General features: G+C 61.1%; 11 protein-coding genes. 4 read left to right on the top strand and 7 right to left on the bottom strand.

All coding sequences use genetic code 11. The features are described from left to right. Positions 1-31: 31 nt before the first annotated feature. Positions 32-895: a glucose-1-phosphate thymidylyltransferase RfbA gene (gene rfbA, locus ARTSIC4J27_RS07295; RefSeq protein WP_050054554.1), complete on the top strand. Its 864-nt coding sequence runs from the start codon at positions 32-34 to the stop codon at positions 893-895. A 53-nt stretch (positions 896-948) separates the two neighbouring features. Beyond that, positions 949-2,946 (top strand): DUF6541 family protein, encoded by a 1,998-nt coding sequence (locus tag ARTSIC4J27_RS07290; RefSeq protein WP_050054553.1) that lies wholly within the window; start codon positions 949-951, stop codon positions 2,944-2,946. Positions 2,947-3,074: 128 nt separating this feature from the next. Here the strand turns inward: ARTSIC4J27_RS07290 and ARTSIC4J27_RS07285 are convergent, their stop codons facing one another. From ARTSIC4J27_RS07285 to ARTSIC4J27_RS07260, 6 genes are all read right to left on the bottom strand, one after another. Beyond that, positions 3,075-5,198 (bottom strand): acyltransferase family protein, encoded by a 2,124-nt coding sequence (locus ARTSIC4J27_RS07285; RefSeq protein ID WP_083435360.1) that lies wholly within the window; start codon positions 5,196-5,198, stop codon positions 3,075-3,077. A 53-nt stretch (positions 5,199-5,251) separates the two neighbouring features. Then, positions 5,252-5,977 (bottom strand): ABC transporter ATP-binding protein, encoded by a 726-nt coding sequence (locus ARTSIC4J27_RS07280; protein ID WP_050054551.1) that lies wholly within the window; start codon positions 5,975-5,977, stop codon positions 5,252-5,254. Then, positions 5,978-6,859: an ABC transporter permease gene (locus ARTSIC4J27_RS07275; protein WP_050054550.1), complete on the bottom strand. Its 882-nt coding sequence runs from the start codon at positions 6,857-6,859 to the stop codon at positions 5,978-5,980. It lies immediately after the preceding gene. Continuing rightward, the gene (locus ARTSIC4J27_RS07270) at positions 6,856-8,877 is read right to left on the bottom strand and encodes a glycosyltransferase (RefSeq protein WP_050054549.1); all 2,022 of its coding nucleotides are present in this window, start codon (positions 8,875-8,877) and stop codon (positions 6,856-6,858) included. The genes ARTSIC4J27_RS07275 and ARTSIC4J27_RS07270 overlap by 4 nt, the downstream gene beginning before the upstream one ends. Beyond that, positions 8,874-10,061 (bottom strand): UDP-galactopyranose mutase, encoded by a 1,188-nt coding sequence (glf, locus tag ARTSIC4J27_RS07265; protein ID WP_050054548.1) that lies wholly within the window; start codon positions 10,059-10,061, stop codon positions 8,874-8,876. The genes ARTSIC4J27_RS07270 and glf overlap by 4 nt, the downstream gene beginning before the upstream one ends. 126 nt (positions 10,062-10,187) lie before the next feature. Continuing rightward, positions 10,188-10,772, bottom strand: coding sequence for an acyltransferase (locus ARTSIC4J27_RS07260; RefSeq protein WP_050054547.1), 585 nt, complete (start codon positions 10,770-10,772; stop codon positions 10,188-10,190). 156 nt (positions 10,773-10,928) lie between these two features. Here ARTSIC4J27_RS07260 and ARTSIC4J27_RS07255 point away from each other — a divergent pair, with 156 nt between their 5' ends. Then, positions 10,929-15,014 (top strand): FtsK/SpoIIIE domain-containing protein, encoded by a 4,086-nt coding sequence (locus ARTSIC4J27_RS07255; RefSeq protein WP_050054546.1) that lies wholly within the window; start codon positions 10,929-10,931, stop codon positions 15,012-15,014. Positions 15,015-15,065: 51 nt separating this feature from the next. Here ARTSIC4J27_RS07255 and ARTSIC4J27_RS07250 read toward each other — a convergent pair whose 3' ends face one another. Then, entirely contained in the window at positions 15,066-15,539 is a 474-nt protein-coding gene (locus ARTSIC4J27_RS07250; RefSeq protein WP_050054545.1) for a hypothetical protein, read from the bottom strand. Between the two features lie 231 nt (positions 15,540-15,770). Between ARTSIC4J27_RS07250 and ARTSIC4J27_RS07245 the strand changes: the two genes are divergently transcribed. Continuing rightward, positions 15,771-16,019 carry a WhiB family transcriptional regulator gene (locus ARTSIC4J27_RS07245; RefSeq protein ID WP_015937605.1) on the top strand — a complete coding sequence of 83 codons (249 nt, stop codon included), beginning with the start codon at positions 15,771-15,773 and terminating at the stop codon, positions 16,017-16,019. The last annotated feature ends 65 nt before the right edge of the window (positions 16,020-16,084 follow it).

Genomic DNA, 16,084 nt, shown 5'->3' with positions numbered 1-16,084 from the left:
GTCCCGGCCTCTGGTACGGAAGGATGGTGACATGCGTGGAATTATTCTGGCCGGCGGAACTGGGTCCCGGCTGCACCCGATCACTCTTGGCATCAGCAAGCAGCTCGTCCCTGTTTACGACAAGCCGATGATCTACTACCCGCTTTCCACGCTGATTCTCGCCGGCATTCGCGACATCTTGATCATCACTACACCTCACGACGCTGACCAGTTCCAGCGGCTTTTGGGCGATGGTTCCCAGTTCGGAATCAACCTGACCTACGTGCAGCAGCCGTCTCCCGACGGACTTGCCCAGGCGTTCATCCTTGGTGCTGACCATATTGGCGACGAAACCGTTGCGCTTGTACTGGGCGATAACATTTTTTATGGCCAAGGTATGGGCACGCAGCTGCGGAGGCACGCTGACATCAAGGGCGGGGCGGTCTTCGGCTATTGGGTCAACGACCCGAAAGCTTATGGCGTTGTGGAGTTCGACGATGAAGGCAAGGCACTTTCGCTTGAGGAAAAGCCCGAGAAGCCGAAAAGCCACTATGCGGTGCCGGGCCTGTATTTCTACGACAATGACGTTGTTGAAATAGCCCGGAACCTCAAGCCGTCGCCTCGAGGTGAACTTGAAATTACAGATGTCAACAGGGCCTACCTGGAACGCGGAGATCTGCAGGTGGAGATCCTGCCCCGCGGTACAGCCTGGCTGGACACCGGTACTTTCAATGACTTGAGCGACGCGTCCAACTTTATCCGGACGGTGGAAAACCGGCAGGGACTGAAGATTGGGGCACCGGAGGAAATTGCCTGGCGTCAAGGGTTCCTGACGGACGAAGAGCTCCGCGACCGCGCCGAGCCGCTGGTCAAGAGCGGTTACGGCAGCTACCTTTTGGGCCTCTTGGAGAACTAAATTCCTCAGCCGACGGCTCGACCGCCGTCGTTTTCTTCGAGTGGAGCCTCACAATGAGTTGGTTTTCAACCGCGCCTGCGATATTTGCATGCCTCGGATTGTTGTTCGTCCCCGGAGCGCTTGTGGTTGCTGCGCTGGGGGTTCGGCGGCCCTGGTATCTGGCAGTTGCCCCGCTGCTGTCCATCACCCTTGTAGCCGTCACAGCCATCCTTGCCCCGTTCGTCGGAGTCGCCTGGAGTTTGCTCCCGGTCAGCGTAGTGACGCTGATTGTGTCGTTGGCTTTTTTGGGCGCGCGTCTCCTGCTCCAGCGCAAGGGGGTCCAGACGGACGCCCCGTCACTGCCGCGGCAGTTCCGAAAGCCCTCCAGGGCCAACATCGTCGTCACCATAGGTTTTCTCGCCGGTTCAGCAGCGATAGCGTTCCAGCTGTATAAAGCGTTCGACCGCCCGGATAACATCTCCCAAACCTTTGACAACGTATTCCACCTGAACGCGATCCGCTACATTCTGGATACAGGTAATGCTTCGTCACTGACCCTTTCAGGCATGACCACCGGTGATAGCCCGCCATACTTCTATCCGGCCGCCTGGCACGGATTGGCCTCGCTGCTTGTCCAGCTGACGGGCTCACCCATCAGCGTTGCCGTCAACGTGCTCAACCTCTGCGTCGCCGCGACTGTGTGGACCGCTGGCTGCATGTTCCTGACGAGGACAGCCGTTGGCCCCAATACTTACGCGATCAGCGCGGCGGGAGTGCTCGCGGCCGGTTTCGGCTCGTTTCCATTGCTCCTACTCGATTTTGGCGTGCTGTATCCGAATTTCCTTGCAATCAGCATGCTGCCCGCAGCTCTCGCCTGCGTTGCCATATTCTTCGGCATCAGCGACAGGACTGGAGAGCCCGGCCTGGCACGCTACTTGCTCGCCCCGGCAGCGGCCATCGGCACAGCCATTGCCCACCCGAACGGGCTAATGTCCCTGTTGGCCCTGTCAATCCCCATTCTCCTGGTTTCCTTCATCCGTTTCCTCCTGTTGAGGTACCGTAACGGGCACGGCCATGGGCGGACAGTCTTCATGGGAGTCGGTTTACTGGCCATCCTTGGCGTCATCGCAGTGATGTGGAACTACATCAGGCCGCCCGCGGCCGCAGCTACGTGGCTTCCGTTCCAGACGCCTGGCCAGGCAATTGGTGAAATCATCACCAACTCTGCGATGCAGCGGCCTCCGGCATTTGCAGTCAGTATCCTGCTGATTGCAGGAGTTGTGGTCTTGCTTCGTCGCCATCAGCGCATCTGGCTGCTTGGCTCTTTTGGAGTAGTGGCTGCACTTTTTGTTGTGGTCTCCGCAGGACCTGTCGGCTGGATGCGCGACACGCTCACAGGGGTCTGGTACAACGACAGTTACCGCCTGGCGGCACTGCTTCCCGTTGCCGCTGTGCCGTTAGCCGCCGCCGGCGCAGGCTGGTTGGCAGGAAAGCTGCAGCATCTATGGCAGGAACGCAGCGCCTCGCTGGCTTTCCTCCCGGAACGGCTTACAGTGTCCCGGGTCATGGTTCCTGTCGTTGTCCCATTGGCCTTACTAGGTGTGCTCCTTGTAGCCCAGACGTTGCCGCTGCGGGCCTCCATAGCTTCAGCGAGGGCCAACTATTCCACGACCCCTGATTCGCCACTGGTCAGTTCAGACGAGATGGCCCTGATCGAGGAACTGGATAAGATCGTCCCGCACGATGCGACCATTGCTGTTAACCCCTGGACCGGCGGAGCCATGGCCTTCGCCCTGGCGGACCGCAACACAACTTCGAAGCATACGCTGACGACGTACACAAAAGAGGTCGAACTCCTGAACGACAAACTCAGGGATGCAGGCGACGATCCAGCAGTCTGTGACGCTGCCCGGGAGGACAACGTGCGCTACGTACTGGACTTTGGCACTCGAGAGGTCCACGGCGGCAATCATGGGTTCGCCGGACTTCAGATTCCGGATAACACACCAGGCTTTAGTCTTTTGGCCCGCCAGGGTGATGCGAAGCTATTCGAAGTCACAGCCTGCCAATAAGGCTAGGCTCGCGCACGCACGTGTGATGAGGTACAAATCCCTGGCGGATTCATTTCCCATGACGTCAGGTAACGCTGCTCAGGAGTGTGAACGCTGATTGTTTGCGCGCCCCTAAGAAGGGTCCTTGTCTAGAGATCCAGCCTTCTTGCCAGGACGGGCGCCAAAGATTTGGCGAAAGTATTGGTCAGGTGGTTGTCGCGATACACAAGCACATTGCCGATCACCGCAGGACAGGTCCTCCCCCGGCACACGTATTCGCTCAGATCCAGGACCTCCACCCCATTGACCTGGTCCGCTGCCCGCCTCAAAGGATCGTCGCTCATATCCTCGCGGGGCCTGGTCACCTGGCATTCCGCGGAGTCCCGGCCCTTTAGCTGGACACAGTCCGGGGCGGAGAACCGCGGATAGGGATTGTCGAGAACAACCGCCACACGAAGCCCGGCAGCCCGCAGGGGCCTGAGCAGATCCACGTAGCCGTTCACTAATGACTCCGGCGAATCCCAGCGCCAGTGCAACGCATGCTCATAGCCTTCAGGCCGCATCCCGGATACCACAACCAAATCAGGCCGAAGAGCCAGAATCCTTTGCAGCGATACCTGATTCTGGTTGGAGCAGTTGTGGTACACGGTCGTTGCGTCCGCAGGCGGCGTGGACGTAAAGGGACACCCGTTCCGGACCATCGCCCGCACTTCCCATCCGGCAGGGGCTCCTGCAAGCACCAGCGGATCGACAAATTGGGCTGCATGGGAATCCCCGACTAGCACCATGCTTTTCGTCGGGTTTTCGACGCCATACACGCACTGGTCAACACCCATGCTGGCCGGATCATAGACACCGCACTGACCTGCGCCTGTCAGCGGCACGTCTTTCAACGCTACTGAAGGATCCGGTTGGATGGGCAAACCAGCAGGGACAGGAACGGCACGTCCGGGATCAAAGGCCAAGGCCCCCGGATATTCGCGGGTATTCAGCAGACTCTGTAGCTCCTGGGATTTAGCTTCAACGATGCCCCAGGGGGCCAATGCGGAACCGGTAGTTGCTATCACAACGCCTAAAGCGGCCAGAAACGAACCAACGGGAACGCGGCTGGATGTCTTGACCTGGGCCAGTCCTGCCGGAAGGTGCTTGTACCCATGCCTGAATCGTTGTTCGACAAGAAAGTAGGAAGGAACGGCAAGTGCCACGCTCAAACCCGCTATGACAGTTCCATGTATGATGCCTGGTTCACGTCCAAGGAAGAAGACGTAAAAGACCCCAATAGGCCAGTGCCACAAATACAAAGAGTAGGAAATATCGCCCACGAACGTGATGGGGCGCAAACTAAGAAGGGACGTCACTGAGAACGAACCCGGTACGTCGCCCACCCGCGAACCCGAGGCAAGGATCAGCAGCGTGGCCACCACGGGGAGTAACGCCGCGTAGCCGGGAAAGGCCAACGAGGTCGAGAAACTGAAGGCCGAGCAAGCCACACCCGCCAGCCCAAACCAACCTGCGAGAGCCCAAAATTTAGGTTGCAGCGGGCCGCGGTCACGCAGCAGCAGCGCGGCCAACCCACCTACGCCAAGCTCCCAGATCCGGGTGGTGGTAGCGAAATAAGCAATTTCGGGGTGGGAAGAGGAAAACAGGACGCTGTGGCCAAATGATGCCGCAGTGATCAAAGCAACAACCCAAATGGAAACGGTAGTTGCGTTCAGATGCGCGTTTCGAGCCAGCGCCGCTCCCCCAAGAAGCAACAGCGGTATGAGGATATAGAACTGCTCCTCAACAGCCAGCGACCAGTAGTGCTGCACTGGGGAGACCAAAGCCGTTGCCTGCGCGTAGCTGTTGGCGCTGAACGCCTGATTCCAGTTCTGGATCTGCAGCCCCGACATGATCACATCGATGCTGATGGATTGCCACCTGCTCTGCGGGAGCAGGACTACAGTAGCCAGGACAATGGAAATCAGCACGAGTGTGGCCGCCGGCAGTAATCGCCAAATCCTTCTTTCATAAAATGAAAGAAGATTCAGCGTTCCCTTCGCCGAGATCTCCCGGACCAGGGAACCCACAATGAGGAATCCGGAAATGACAAAGAAGACGTCCACCCCGACAAAGCCACCCGGAAGTACGGACGGCCAAATGTGATAGACGATAACTAAGCCAACAGCAACAGTCCTAAGACCTTGGATATCGCGCCGATGGGGAATACGTTCCCCTTTGGGTGGCCCGACCCGTACGTGTCGCCCGGCAAGAACCTGGGACGTGGGCGGCATGAGCGCAGCTCTCTTTCAAATGTGCAGACGCAGGATTGCCAGGAACGGAAGCCTCAGGACCGGAGGATTGCTACGGCCTCGTGAATCGAACCGTCAAACTTGACATTGCCGTGTTCAAGGAGGATGCCGCGCTCACATATCCGGGACACGAGGTCCAGGTCGTGGCTGACAACTACCAACGTCTTGCCGTCGCGGGCGAGTTCCTGAATCTTATCGATGCACTTCCGTTGGAAAGGTTCGTCCCCGACGGCAAGGATTTCGTCGATGAGGAAGACTTCCGGATCCGTGTGCACAGCTACAGAGAATGCCAGCCGCAAATACATCCCCGACGAATAGAACTTAACCTCGGTGTCGATGAACTGCCCGATTTCCGAGAACTCAACAATGTCGTCGAACCGGTCTTTGACTTGTTGCTCGGTCATCCCCAGGATGGCACCATTCAGGTACACGTTATCCCGGCCGGAGAGATCCGGATGGAACCCTGCACCCACCTCAATAAGACCTGCAACCCTGCCCCTCGTCTTTACAGTTCCAGTGTCGGGCAGCATCACGCCCGAGATGTGTTTGAGCAGGGTGGACTTCCCGGAGCCATTAAAGCCCAGGAGTGCAACAGTCTCACCGGTCTTGATATCCAGTGACACATTCTTCAGGGCGTGGAACTTCTCAGACAGATCACCTTTGCGCCCCTTGGCCAGCCACACGACGGCTTCCTTGAGGGACCTGGTGTGGCGCAGCACGAACTGCTTGCTGATATCCGAAACTTCTATTGCCGTGACCACTTACAGCTCCTGAGCAAAACGGCCCTCGAGGCGCCGAAACGTAAACTGACCCAAAATGATTATTACCACCGCAACCACAAGTCCGACGGGCAACCACAAACTAAAAAGATTGGGAGGCATGGAGACGGACCCGTCCGTGGTGGGGAACCAGAACGCGTAATGGAACAACTCCACGCCGATAGTGATCGGGTTGGCCTGGTATATGGCAAACGCCGTACTGCCGAGCTTTTCCTCCACCATGGACCATGCGTACATAACCGGTGAGGCCCACGTGGCCACCATCAGCAGCATGTCAACGAGGTTCTCGGAGTCGCGGAAATAGACATTGGCGGCTCCGAAGAGGAGCCCCAGGCCCGTGGCGAGCAGGCCGACGATAATAAAGCCGGCCACTGCTGCGAGCAATTGAAGAAAACTCGGTTGCCAACCCGCAAAGATGCATCCGACGACGAGCACCACCAGCTGCGGGAAGAAGTGAACAGCCGAAACCCAAACAGAAGCTATTGGAAACAACTCGCGGGGAAGGTAAATCTTCTTGATCAGGTTCCCGTTCATAACGATGGACCTGGCCGCATTTCCCAATGCTTCCGAGAAGAAATTAATCAGCACGATGCCCGAAAAAAGGTACACGGCATAGTTCGCCAACCCATCTGGATTCCGGGCACTCCGCTCCAGCCCCAGGAAGACTCCCAAAGCCACATAGAAGACGATGAACTGGACACCGGGCTTGACGTAGGACCAGAGGAGGCCGAGGACAGAGCCCCGGTAACGCACTTTCAGTTCTTTCCGGACCAACAGCTTCAACAAAAAGTTCGACTGCCGGATATCCCGCAGGCCACGGCCCAGCCCGGGTGTGGTCAGATCACTGGTTGAAATCGTGCTCACTTGATCTCGTTCTGCGTATGTTTCTCGAACGTCTTCCTCCACGACTCGATGGACGTCAGGTCGTTCATGGCAGCCTTGTATTTCTTGCTGAGGGCCGGCCATTCCTTGAGCAGGGCAGCGTGAAGGCGTGCGCTTTCCACCAGCATTTTCCGCAGCTGCTTCGGATCACGCCGGTACCAGGAGGCTCCTGTACCTTCAGCGTTCGAAACAACAGCGCTGTCATACTGGGCCATGCGCCACCAGCGGTTGTCTTGGTGGGCCACCGTGGTCTGCGGCCGCTCGGCGCTGGTTCCCGTCACCGGGCTCAGCAACTGACGAACGACTGTCTTGGCTGCCCAGGGCAGAAGCGTGATTCGCGTCGGCTGGGAAGGCCCGTGGCCGCGACGCGGGGGTTTGTCCATCTTCGGGGCGGGGAAGTCCTCAGGATCCGGGCGGAAAACCGCGTCCGAATGGGCGGCCATCATTTCCCGGATTTCGGGCAGCTTTGATGACAGCAGGTCAGGCAAATCTCCCGGGCCCTTCAATACATCTTCCAAAGCCCACTGCCTGCCCTGCGCGGTGGCATACTGCATGGACACCATGTGCTTCACGTCCCCGTACTGGGAAACCTTCACTACTTCGCCGCCAAACTCGTAGGGGCTGTGCAGCAGTGCGGCAATCACGCGGTTGCGGGAGTGGAAGTAAGCCTGCCACCCGACCAGATCGTCTTTGTCGATCCAGGACACATGCCATACGGCGGAGCCTGGCAGCGAAACCGTCGGGAAGCCATGGGCTTTCGCCCGCAGGCCGTATTCGGCGTCGTCCCACTTGATAAACAGAGGCAGGGAAAGCCCGATTTCGCGGATCACCGTAGTGGGAATGAGGCACATCCACCAACCGTTGTAGTCCACATCACAGCGGCGGTGAAGCCACGGCGTTTGACGCAGGTTAGAGGACATGAAGTCATGACCCAGGATCATGTCTTCGCTGGGCAGGGACGGCTGGAAGCGGTACGGGTTGACCACCTCTCCAAACGTGTGCAGAACAGTCCGGTTGTACAAATCGAACATGTGTCCGCCCACCAGGGTGGGGGTCTTGCAGCGGTCCGCGAAGGTCAGCAGCCGAATGATGCTCTCGGGCTCGACGACAATGTCGTCATCCATGAGCAGTACATAGTCGCTGCCGTTTTCGACGGCTTCGAACATTCCCCTGGCAAATCCACCGGAACCGCCCAGGTTGGACTGGTTGATAATGCGCAACTTGCCGTTCAGGGAAGTCTTGACGTCCTCAAATCCGTCCGCCTCCGAAAGCTTTTGCGTGCCCTGGTCCACGATGAGGATTTCCTGCACGTGCGAGAGGGCTTCCTCGCTCTCGGCAAGCAGCCGGAGGTTGTTGAGGCAAAAATCCGTCTTATTGAGGGTGGTGATCTGGAGGGTCACCGTCCCGGGCGTGGTCTCGACGGCTGGGCCCTGCCATTCGGCGTCAAGCATGACCAGCGGTTCCGATCCGGCCACAAGGTCGAACCAGTACCAGCCGCCGTCGCCGAACGGGGCAAGGGAGAGCTCGAAGAAGTTTTCTGCAATGCCCTCTACGCGGCGAGTATCAACGCGCTGCAGCGACCCCCGGGCGTTTGACTTGTAGACGATAACCGAGCCCGCGCCTTGGGTCCGGACATGCAGCCGGATTTTGTCCACGGTGGTCCAACGGCGCCAGTAGCTGGCAGGAAAGGCGTTGAAGTAGCTGCCGAAGGAGACACGTTCACCGGACCGGACAGAGGTCGAATGCCGTGAAAGGAAGTCCTCCACGTGCGCTTCTTTTGTGGGGCTGCTAATGGTCCGGGGCTTGGACGTCTTTGCGTCCTGGTCACCCACGGTCGGCAGTTGAATACCGGTTGCCGTTCCCATATCCATGTACAGCGGTACCGTGTCCATCTGGCTGACGCTGGGCAGGATGACCCGTTGGAGCGTCTCCCACTGGCCGGCCTGCTTTTGGACTGCCTCGGCGGTGGCCTTCTTCTGGCTTGCAGTTGTCACGCTCATGCGTCCACGCCTCCACTTTCCAGCTTTACGCCGCTTTGATAGTGCGGCCGGATCTTGTTGTCGAACATGCTCAGCGCGGCGCCAATAGCCATGTGCATGTCCAGGTACTTGTAGGTGCCGAGGCGCCCGCCGAACAGCACATCATTCTCTGCGGCGGCGAGGTCGCGGTACTTCAGCAAGCGCTCCCGGTCCGCGGAGGTGTTGACGGGGTAATAGGGCTCGTCGCCCTTCTCGGCGAAACGCGAGAATTCGCGCATGATGACCGTCTTCTCGGACTGGTAGTCACGCTCAGGGTGGAAATGGCGTGGTTCTATCACACGGGTGTAGGGGACGTCATCGTCGTTGTAGTTCACGACAGACGTGCCCTGGAAGTCACCGACGTCAAGAATTTCTTCCTCAAAGTCGATGGTGCGCCAGGAGAGGTCCCCTTCGGCGTAGTCGAAGTAGCGGTCCACGGGACCCGTGTAGACCACGGGGATGTTCCCAACAACCTTGTTCTTGCTGTATTCATGCGACTCGTCGAAGAAGTCAGTATTAAGCCGTACCTCGATGTTCGGGTGCTCGGCCATCTTTTCGATCCAGGCCGTGTAGCCGTTGGTGGGCAGACCTTCGTACTTGTCGTTGAAGTACCGGTTGTCGTAGTTGTAACGCACCGGGAGCCGCGAGATGATGCCGGCCGGCAGGTCCTTCGGATCCGTCTGCCACTGCTTCCCGGTGTAGTGCTTGATGAAGGCCTCGTACAGGGGGCGGCCAATCAGCTGGATGCCCTTGTCGTTAAGGTTCTGGGGATCAGTTCCTGCAAGCTCGCCCGCCTGCTCCTGGATCAGGTCCCTTGCCTGGCCCGGCGTGAGGTTGGCGCGGAAGAACTGGTTGATGGTTGCCAGGTTGATGGGCAGGGAGTAAACCTCGCCTTTATGCACGCCGTAAACCTTGTGCACGTAGTTGGTGAAGGTGGTGAACCTGTTAACGTATTCCCACACCCGTTCGTTGGATGTGTGGAAAAGGTGGGCGCCGTACCGGTGGATCTCAATACCGGTCTGCTCTTCCTTTTCGCTGTAGGCATTGCCGCCGATGTGGTGGCGGCGGTCGAGGACAACCACCTTCAAGCCGAGCTCAGTAGCGGCCTGTTCTGCGATTGTCAGGCCAAAAAAGCCGGACCCTACGATGACAAGGTCAGCGGTCACAAAATCTCCTGGTTTGAATGCGGGCAGCGCAATGGTGCGCATTGTCTGCTGCTCTAGCCTACCCGAGGCACCACAGCGCACGTCGAATCAGGGTGCGGGGGCCAACCGCCAAACAAACTTGCGACACTACGCCTCTGCCAGGGAGCCATCCCGCTCGAGGTACCGAACCCCGGTCTGGGGGCACACCCACTCGCCGCCCTCCTGCTGCAGCGGATGTCCGGCCTTCCCCACCCAGCCAACACGACGGGCGGGTACGCCCGCCACGAGGGCGAAATCCGGCACATCCTTGGTGACAACGGCACCCGCGGCGACCGTTGCCCACGCCCCGATAGTGAGCGGCGCAATGCACACGGCCCGGGCCCCGATAGCAGCGCCCTGGCGGATGGTGACACCGACCTTGTCCCAATCATCCTCGGTTTTCAGGGCGCCGTCGGGAGTCACTGCACGGGGAAAGACATCGTTGGTCAGCACCACCGCAGGGCCAATAAAAACACCCGCTTCCAGAACCGCCGGCTCGTACACCAGCGCATAGTTCTGGACCTTGCAGTTGTCGCCCAGCAGGACGCCCGGACCTATGTAAGCCCCGCGCCCGATCACACAGTTCTCCCCCACCTGCGCCGACTCCCGGACCTGTGCCAAATGCCACACTTTTGTCCCCGCCCCGATGACGGCATCCTCAGAAACATCAGCGCTGGCTGCGAATGTGCTCACAAGGGCTCCTTAAGGGCCGGGACCGCGTGTGCGATCGAAGTTTGTAGCGATCCTAACCGAGCGCGGACGGAGTTTGTCCACATACAGAAACTCGGCCGGGCGCCCATGCCCTTCTGCTGGCTAGCGTGGATTCAAAGGCCGTAAGGATCTGTACCCATGAAATTCCATTGCACCCTCGTCCGCAGTCCAGGGGCCGGGCTGCCGGACGAACCACTGGAACTCACCATCCAGGCTCCCGAAGGCACCCCCGGCGCCGACATTCAAAGGCACCTGATGCGCCAGTTCGCCGCCGGAGGCGTCTCAGTCAGCGGCAAGGACCTTAACTCGCTCAGGGTGGGTGATCCACCCTTGATTAACGGTGCAGTGCTGGTGGATACAGCTTCCGGGACCGGCACGCGTAAATTACGACGGCGGGCGCCCGCCGATGATGCCCGCCTCGCCCTTGCCGTGCACAGCGGTGTCGGCGCAGGCACTGTGGTGCCGTTACGCCGCGGCTCGTACTCGATTGGCCGGAGCGGCACGCGAATCGTCATCCCCGATCCGGAGCTCTCACGGGAACATGCCCGCCTCGATGTTACTGACACGGACATCATGATCATCGACCTGGACAGCGTCAACGGCATTCACGTCGACGGCGAGCGGGTCCGGAATGCGGTTGTCTCCACGAGCTCGGTCATCCGCTGCGGGAACACAACGATGTCGCTGGTCCTGATGGATCTGCCCGAACGGTCACTTTCCGACGCCGGAGAATCCACGCACGAGCCCATCACTGTCGCCGGCCGGACGGAGGCGGGCAACCGGGCCATGCTCATCCTGGCGGCGGTCCTTCCGTTGCTGATCGGCGTGGGTCTTGCCGTCGTAACGGGCATGTGGATGTTCCTCGCCTTCTCAGCGGCCTCGGCCGTGTCAGTCCTGGTGCCCCTCGCCGCAGGGCGGCGCCAGCGCCGCGACCTTGCCAAAGCTGTTGGAGCCGCCGTGGACGAAGACCGGGAACGACGACGGCGTGCGGGCCCATCACTCGCGCGCCTGGTGTTGGCCGCGCGCCAAAAGCAAGGCAGCCGGAAACCAGGCGGCCAGCCGGAGGTGGGCTTCGACGCCGACGGCGAAGGGTGCGGCGTTTGGCTCCGGCTCGGGGAAGCCGCGCAACCGGCGAACGTGAAAGTTGAGCCGGCATCCCTGTCCGTCAGTATTCCGTCCGCCGGCACCGTGCCCGTCACATTGGATCCCGGCATCCCCAGGACGACCTTCAGCGGTCCGGATGCCGTGGCGGACGGCCTGGTCCGTTCCTTGGTGATGCAGCTGGCCGGCTACCCCAGGGGCCGAAGCACCCGCATCCTCATCGTGGGCAAAGCGGCCCGTCTTCCTCTGGCTGCACGGTACCTGCCGGGGACAACTCTCACCACTTCCCACGGCAGGGCACGGGAGATTCTGCGCGAGGGCCTTGGGCCCGCACATCAACGCGGCGTCCTCATCTTGCTGGGAACCTCAAAGGTAGAGGACGACGACTCGACGTCGGCTACGGCGGCGGAGCATACCTGGCAGGTCCTTCAGTTCGCCCCTGCTTCCAGCCGAAATGCCAGCGCCTCCGGGGTGCACCTTGCCGAGCGGGCATCCATCTTTCGGAACACGACAAGTGAACTTGTTTTTGTCCCGGATCTGGCCCCCGCGGGAGTTTTTACCGATTTTTGCAGAAGGCTTGCCGGACCACCCGGCTTGCCGGACAAAGGACGCAGGACTGTCCCCGGTTCCTGCTCACTTCGGGACCTGCTGCCGCTCACACCGGCCAGTACTGCCGCCCGGTGGAATGCGAGCGCTGCTACTTCCGCGCTGGATGTTCCCCTGGGGGCCGGTGCAGCCGGACCGCAGACCCTGGACCTCAACGCGGACGGCCCCCATCTGCTGGTCGCGGGCACCACAGGGTCGGGCAAATCCGAGCTGCTCCGCACCCTCACCTTGGCACTGGCCCTCACCCACCCGCCGGACCGGGTGAACTTCCTCTTTGTTGACTTCAAGGGCGGCTCCGGGTTGGGCCCCTTGACCAAACTCGTCCACTGCGTCGGCCTGCTGACGGATCTGTCCACTTACGAACTCGAACGGACCCTTGCCTCCCTGAGGGCGGAGATCAGGCTGCGCGAGGAAGCACTGGCTGCCGCCCGTGTGCCGGATCTCTCCGCATATCGCTCCACCGGGGCATCCCGCAGCTTCCCGCTCCCCCATCTGGTCATCGTCATCGATGAGTTCCGTATGCTCGTTGATGAAGCACCTGAAGCACTCCGGGAACTGATGCGGATCGCGGCCATCGGCCGCTCGCTGGGGATTCACCTGGTCATGGCCACCCAGCGCCCGCAGGGCGCCGTCACGGCCGACATCCGGGCCAACGTAACCTCCAGCATTGCCCTCAGGGTGCAATCCGACATGGAGTCCTGCGACATCATCAACACCAAGGACGCAGCCGGCATCAGCGTGGGCACTCCGGGACGGGCCTTCCTGGCGCGGGGTACTGAAGCTCCGCAGGAGTTCCAAGCCGCGACGATCCAGCTTTCTCCTGCCGGGCCCGCGCAGGCGGAGAGCGTGACAGTACAACCCGCCGTCGACTGCCTTGCGCCTAACAGAACCAGAGGTATAGGCCGCGACAACGGAGGTCTCCAGCAGGACGGGCAGCAAACACCCGCCCAGGCTGCCCATCCCCTGGTGGCGATGGTGCAGGGTCTCTGGGACGCCCGGAAGGAACCGGGACCCCGCTTGCCGGTGGCCGCTCCCCTGCCTTCAAACCTGCCGGTCCACGAGAGCACTGGGCTAGCAATCCACCCAGGCACCAGGAATGAATGGCTGATGGAACTCGGGTTGATGGATCTGCCCGAACAGCAGGAGGTAGTGCCCTTGGAGTGGAAGCCTGCGGGGCACAGCCACCTGGCGCTCATCGGTGGTCCGTCGTCCGGCGCGCTGGACGCCCTTGAACTCGCTGTCACCCGGATGGTTCACCATCCAGTGGAAGCACACGGCTACCTGCTGGACGCTGGAGGCACTTTCCTTGGCCACGCATCCTCCGGACGAATCGGAGCGCACGTGAGCCCATATGAACTCAAACGGGCAGTCCGGCTGCTGGAGCGCCTGAAACAGGAGATGGCCCGCCGGCTGAGTAACGGTGGCCCGAACAGCAAGGTCCCGCTGGTACTCGCTGTGTCCGGGTGGGGATCGTGGATATCGGCGCTGCGGGCAGGACCCTTGGCCTGGGCCGAAGACCTCGTCCAGGACCTTGTCCGTGACGGCAGCCGGGCCGGCATTGTGGTGATGATTGAGGGTGACAGGGAACTTGTCAGTTCCCGGACGTTCGCTGCGCTGCCGAACCGGCTCTACTTCCCGGCCGGGTCCAACCCGGACAGCCGAATAGCCTGGCCCCGGATGCCGGCAACAGCATCTGTGAAGGGACGAGCCGTGGTGTTCGGCCCCGTCGCCGGCGGCGGACCCGCCGTTTGCCAGTTGTACACCCCGGACCCTCAAACCTCCTTCAAGACCGGACCCGCCTTAGCAAAGGCGCCCGCAGAGCGTCCCTTCCGCGTCGAACCACTTCCGGCGCTGGTGCCCGCACCCATGATCAGATCGGCCACCACGAGCACTGCGGCCGGTTCCCTCGAATCTCCACGGGAGCCCGGATCCACGGGAGCCAGCGGGTCGAACAAGGGCCAACACCTGCTGATTGGCGTTGGCGGGGATGAGCTCGAGCCGGCGGGCATCAGCCTGCAGGACGGGGGCGTACTCACCGTCCTGGGCGGGCCCGGCTCCGGGAAAACCAACTTCCTGCGGGCTTTGCCGCTGATGAATCCGGCAGGCGGCCCATGGCTCTGTTCCGGAGACGGCAGTGACACTGCCTACTACTGGCAGCGATCCCTGGCAACTGCAGCCGCGGGCGGGCTTGAACGGGGGACGGTGGCGCTCGTGGACGATGCCGATCTCATCCCCGCAGAGACCCTCGAGCACGTGGCGGAGTTGAACGCGCTGGGCTGCGCAGTGGTGCTGACAGCCAACTACAGCCCGCTGCTCCTGCAGCGCCTGCCGCTGGTGATGAAGTCCCGCGCGGCCGGCACGGGCGTGCTGCTGGCACCCCGTTCGCTGCAGGATGGCGACATCTTTGGCATCAGGTTCGAGGTGGAGGCCAACCCTCCACCTGGCAGAGGGGTACTGACCTCCCGCGGCGGGGCATCGAGCATCCAAGTGGGCTGGGCGGGCGCCGACGACCCATAAAGTACTGTCCCCGGCGCACCCGGCCCGTACCAACAGTGCGGAAAAAGCCGCTCAGAGGGCCGGCGTCGAACTGCCCGTTCGGGAGGCGAACCTGATGAGCTTGTTCTGGAACAACAGCACAATGGCGGTGACCGAGGGAACCAGCATCGCCAGCCCGGCCAGCGGAAGGCCGGCACTCATTGTGGGGAAGCCGATGGTCAGGACGAACAACTGGGCCACCAAGGCCGCGGCCCTGGTCCACCGGTAGCCCCGGTAGAGGAAAACCGAAACCGCGTACAGCCACGCCGAGAATGCCAGCAGCAGCCCCAGGGTGAACACGGCACCCCAGAAAGAAAGCACGGGGCTGCCGGACGCCAGCTCATAGCCGTACCATGCGGCGGCGGCGAGCAGGGCCGTTGCCTCGGCGGCGACAATCAGCGCCACGATGAGTATGGAACGCGGACGGGGCGGACGGGCGGGTTGCTCCGGCCCTGGCCCTTGTGACGGAGTCTGCGGGTCTGCGGGGTTTTCCGGAGGTCTTGACACACTGGCACCCTACCGGACATAGTCGGACAGTGGTGAGGCCCAGTACCACCACTGTGATGCATCGCTCAGCGTTCCGGGGATTTCGAGCCTTATTACCCCTTGTTTACACAGCGTTAACATGACAGGCTTGACTCAGATGACCAACGGGGCCCTGCCGGGCCCCTTTCCTTTGTAGCTACTAGTGAATAATTTCACAAAGGGCACTTCCCAGAAATGGAGCAACTGATCAGCATGGATTGGCGTAACCGCGCAGCGTGCCTCGAAAAGGACCCGGAACTGTTTTTCCCCGTTGGAAACACGGGCCCGGCACTCCTGCAGATCGAGGAAGCCAAAAGCGTCTGCCGTCGGTGTCCGGTAGTGGACACATGCCTGCAGTGGGCTCTCGAGTCGGGCCAGGATGCCGGCGTATGGGGCGGCATGAGCGAAGACGAGCGCCGCGCCCTGAAACGACGGGCAGCCCGCGCCCGCCGGGCCTCCTGATCCACGGAGGCCACGCACTGCTGGCTGAATCGAGTTAAAACAAAGGCCTGCGCACCGCAGGTGCG

Origin of the sequence: Pseudarthrobacter siccitolerans (assembly GCF_001046895.1) — a bacterium.
Taxonomy (GTDB): domain Bacteria; phylum Actinomycetota; class Actinomycetes; order Actinomycetales; family Micrococcaceae; genus Arthrobacter; species Arthrobacter siccitolerans.
Note: the sequence above shows the minus strand (reverse complement) of the source record. Positions and strands in the feature narration are given on the sequence as shown.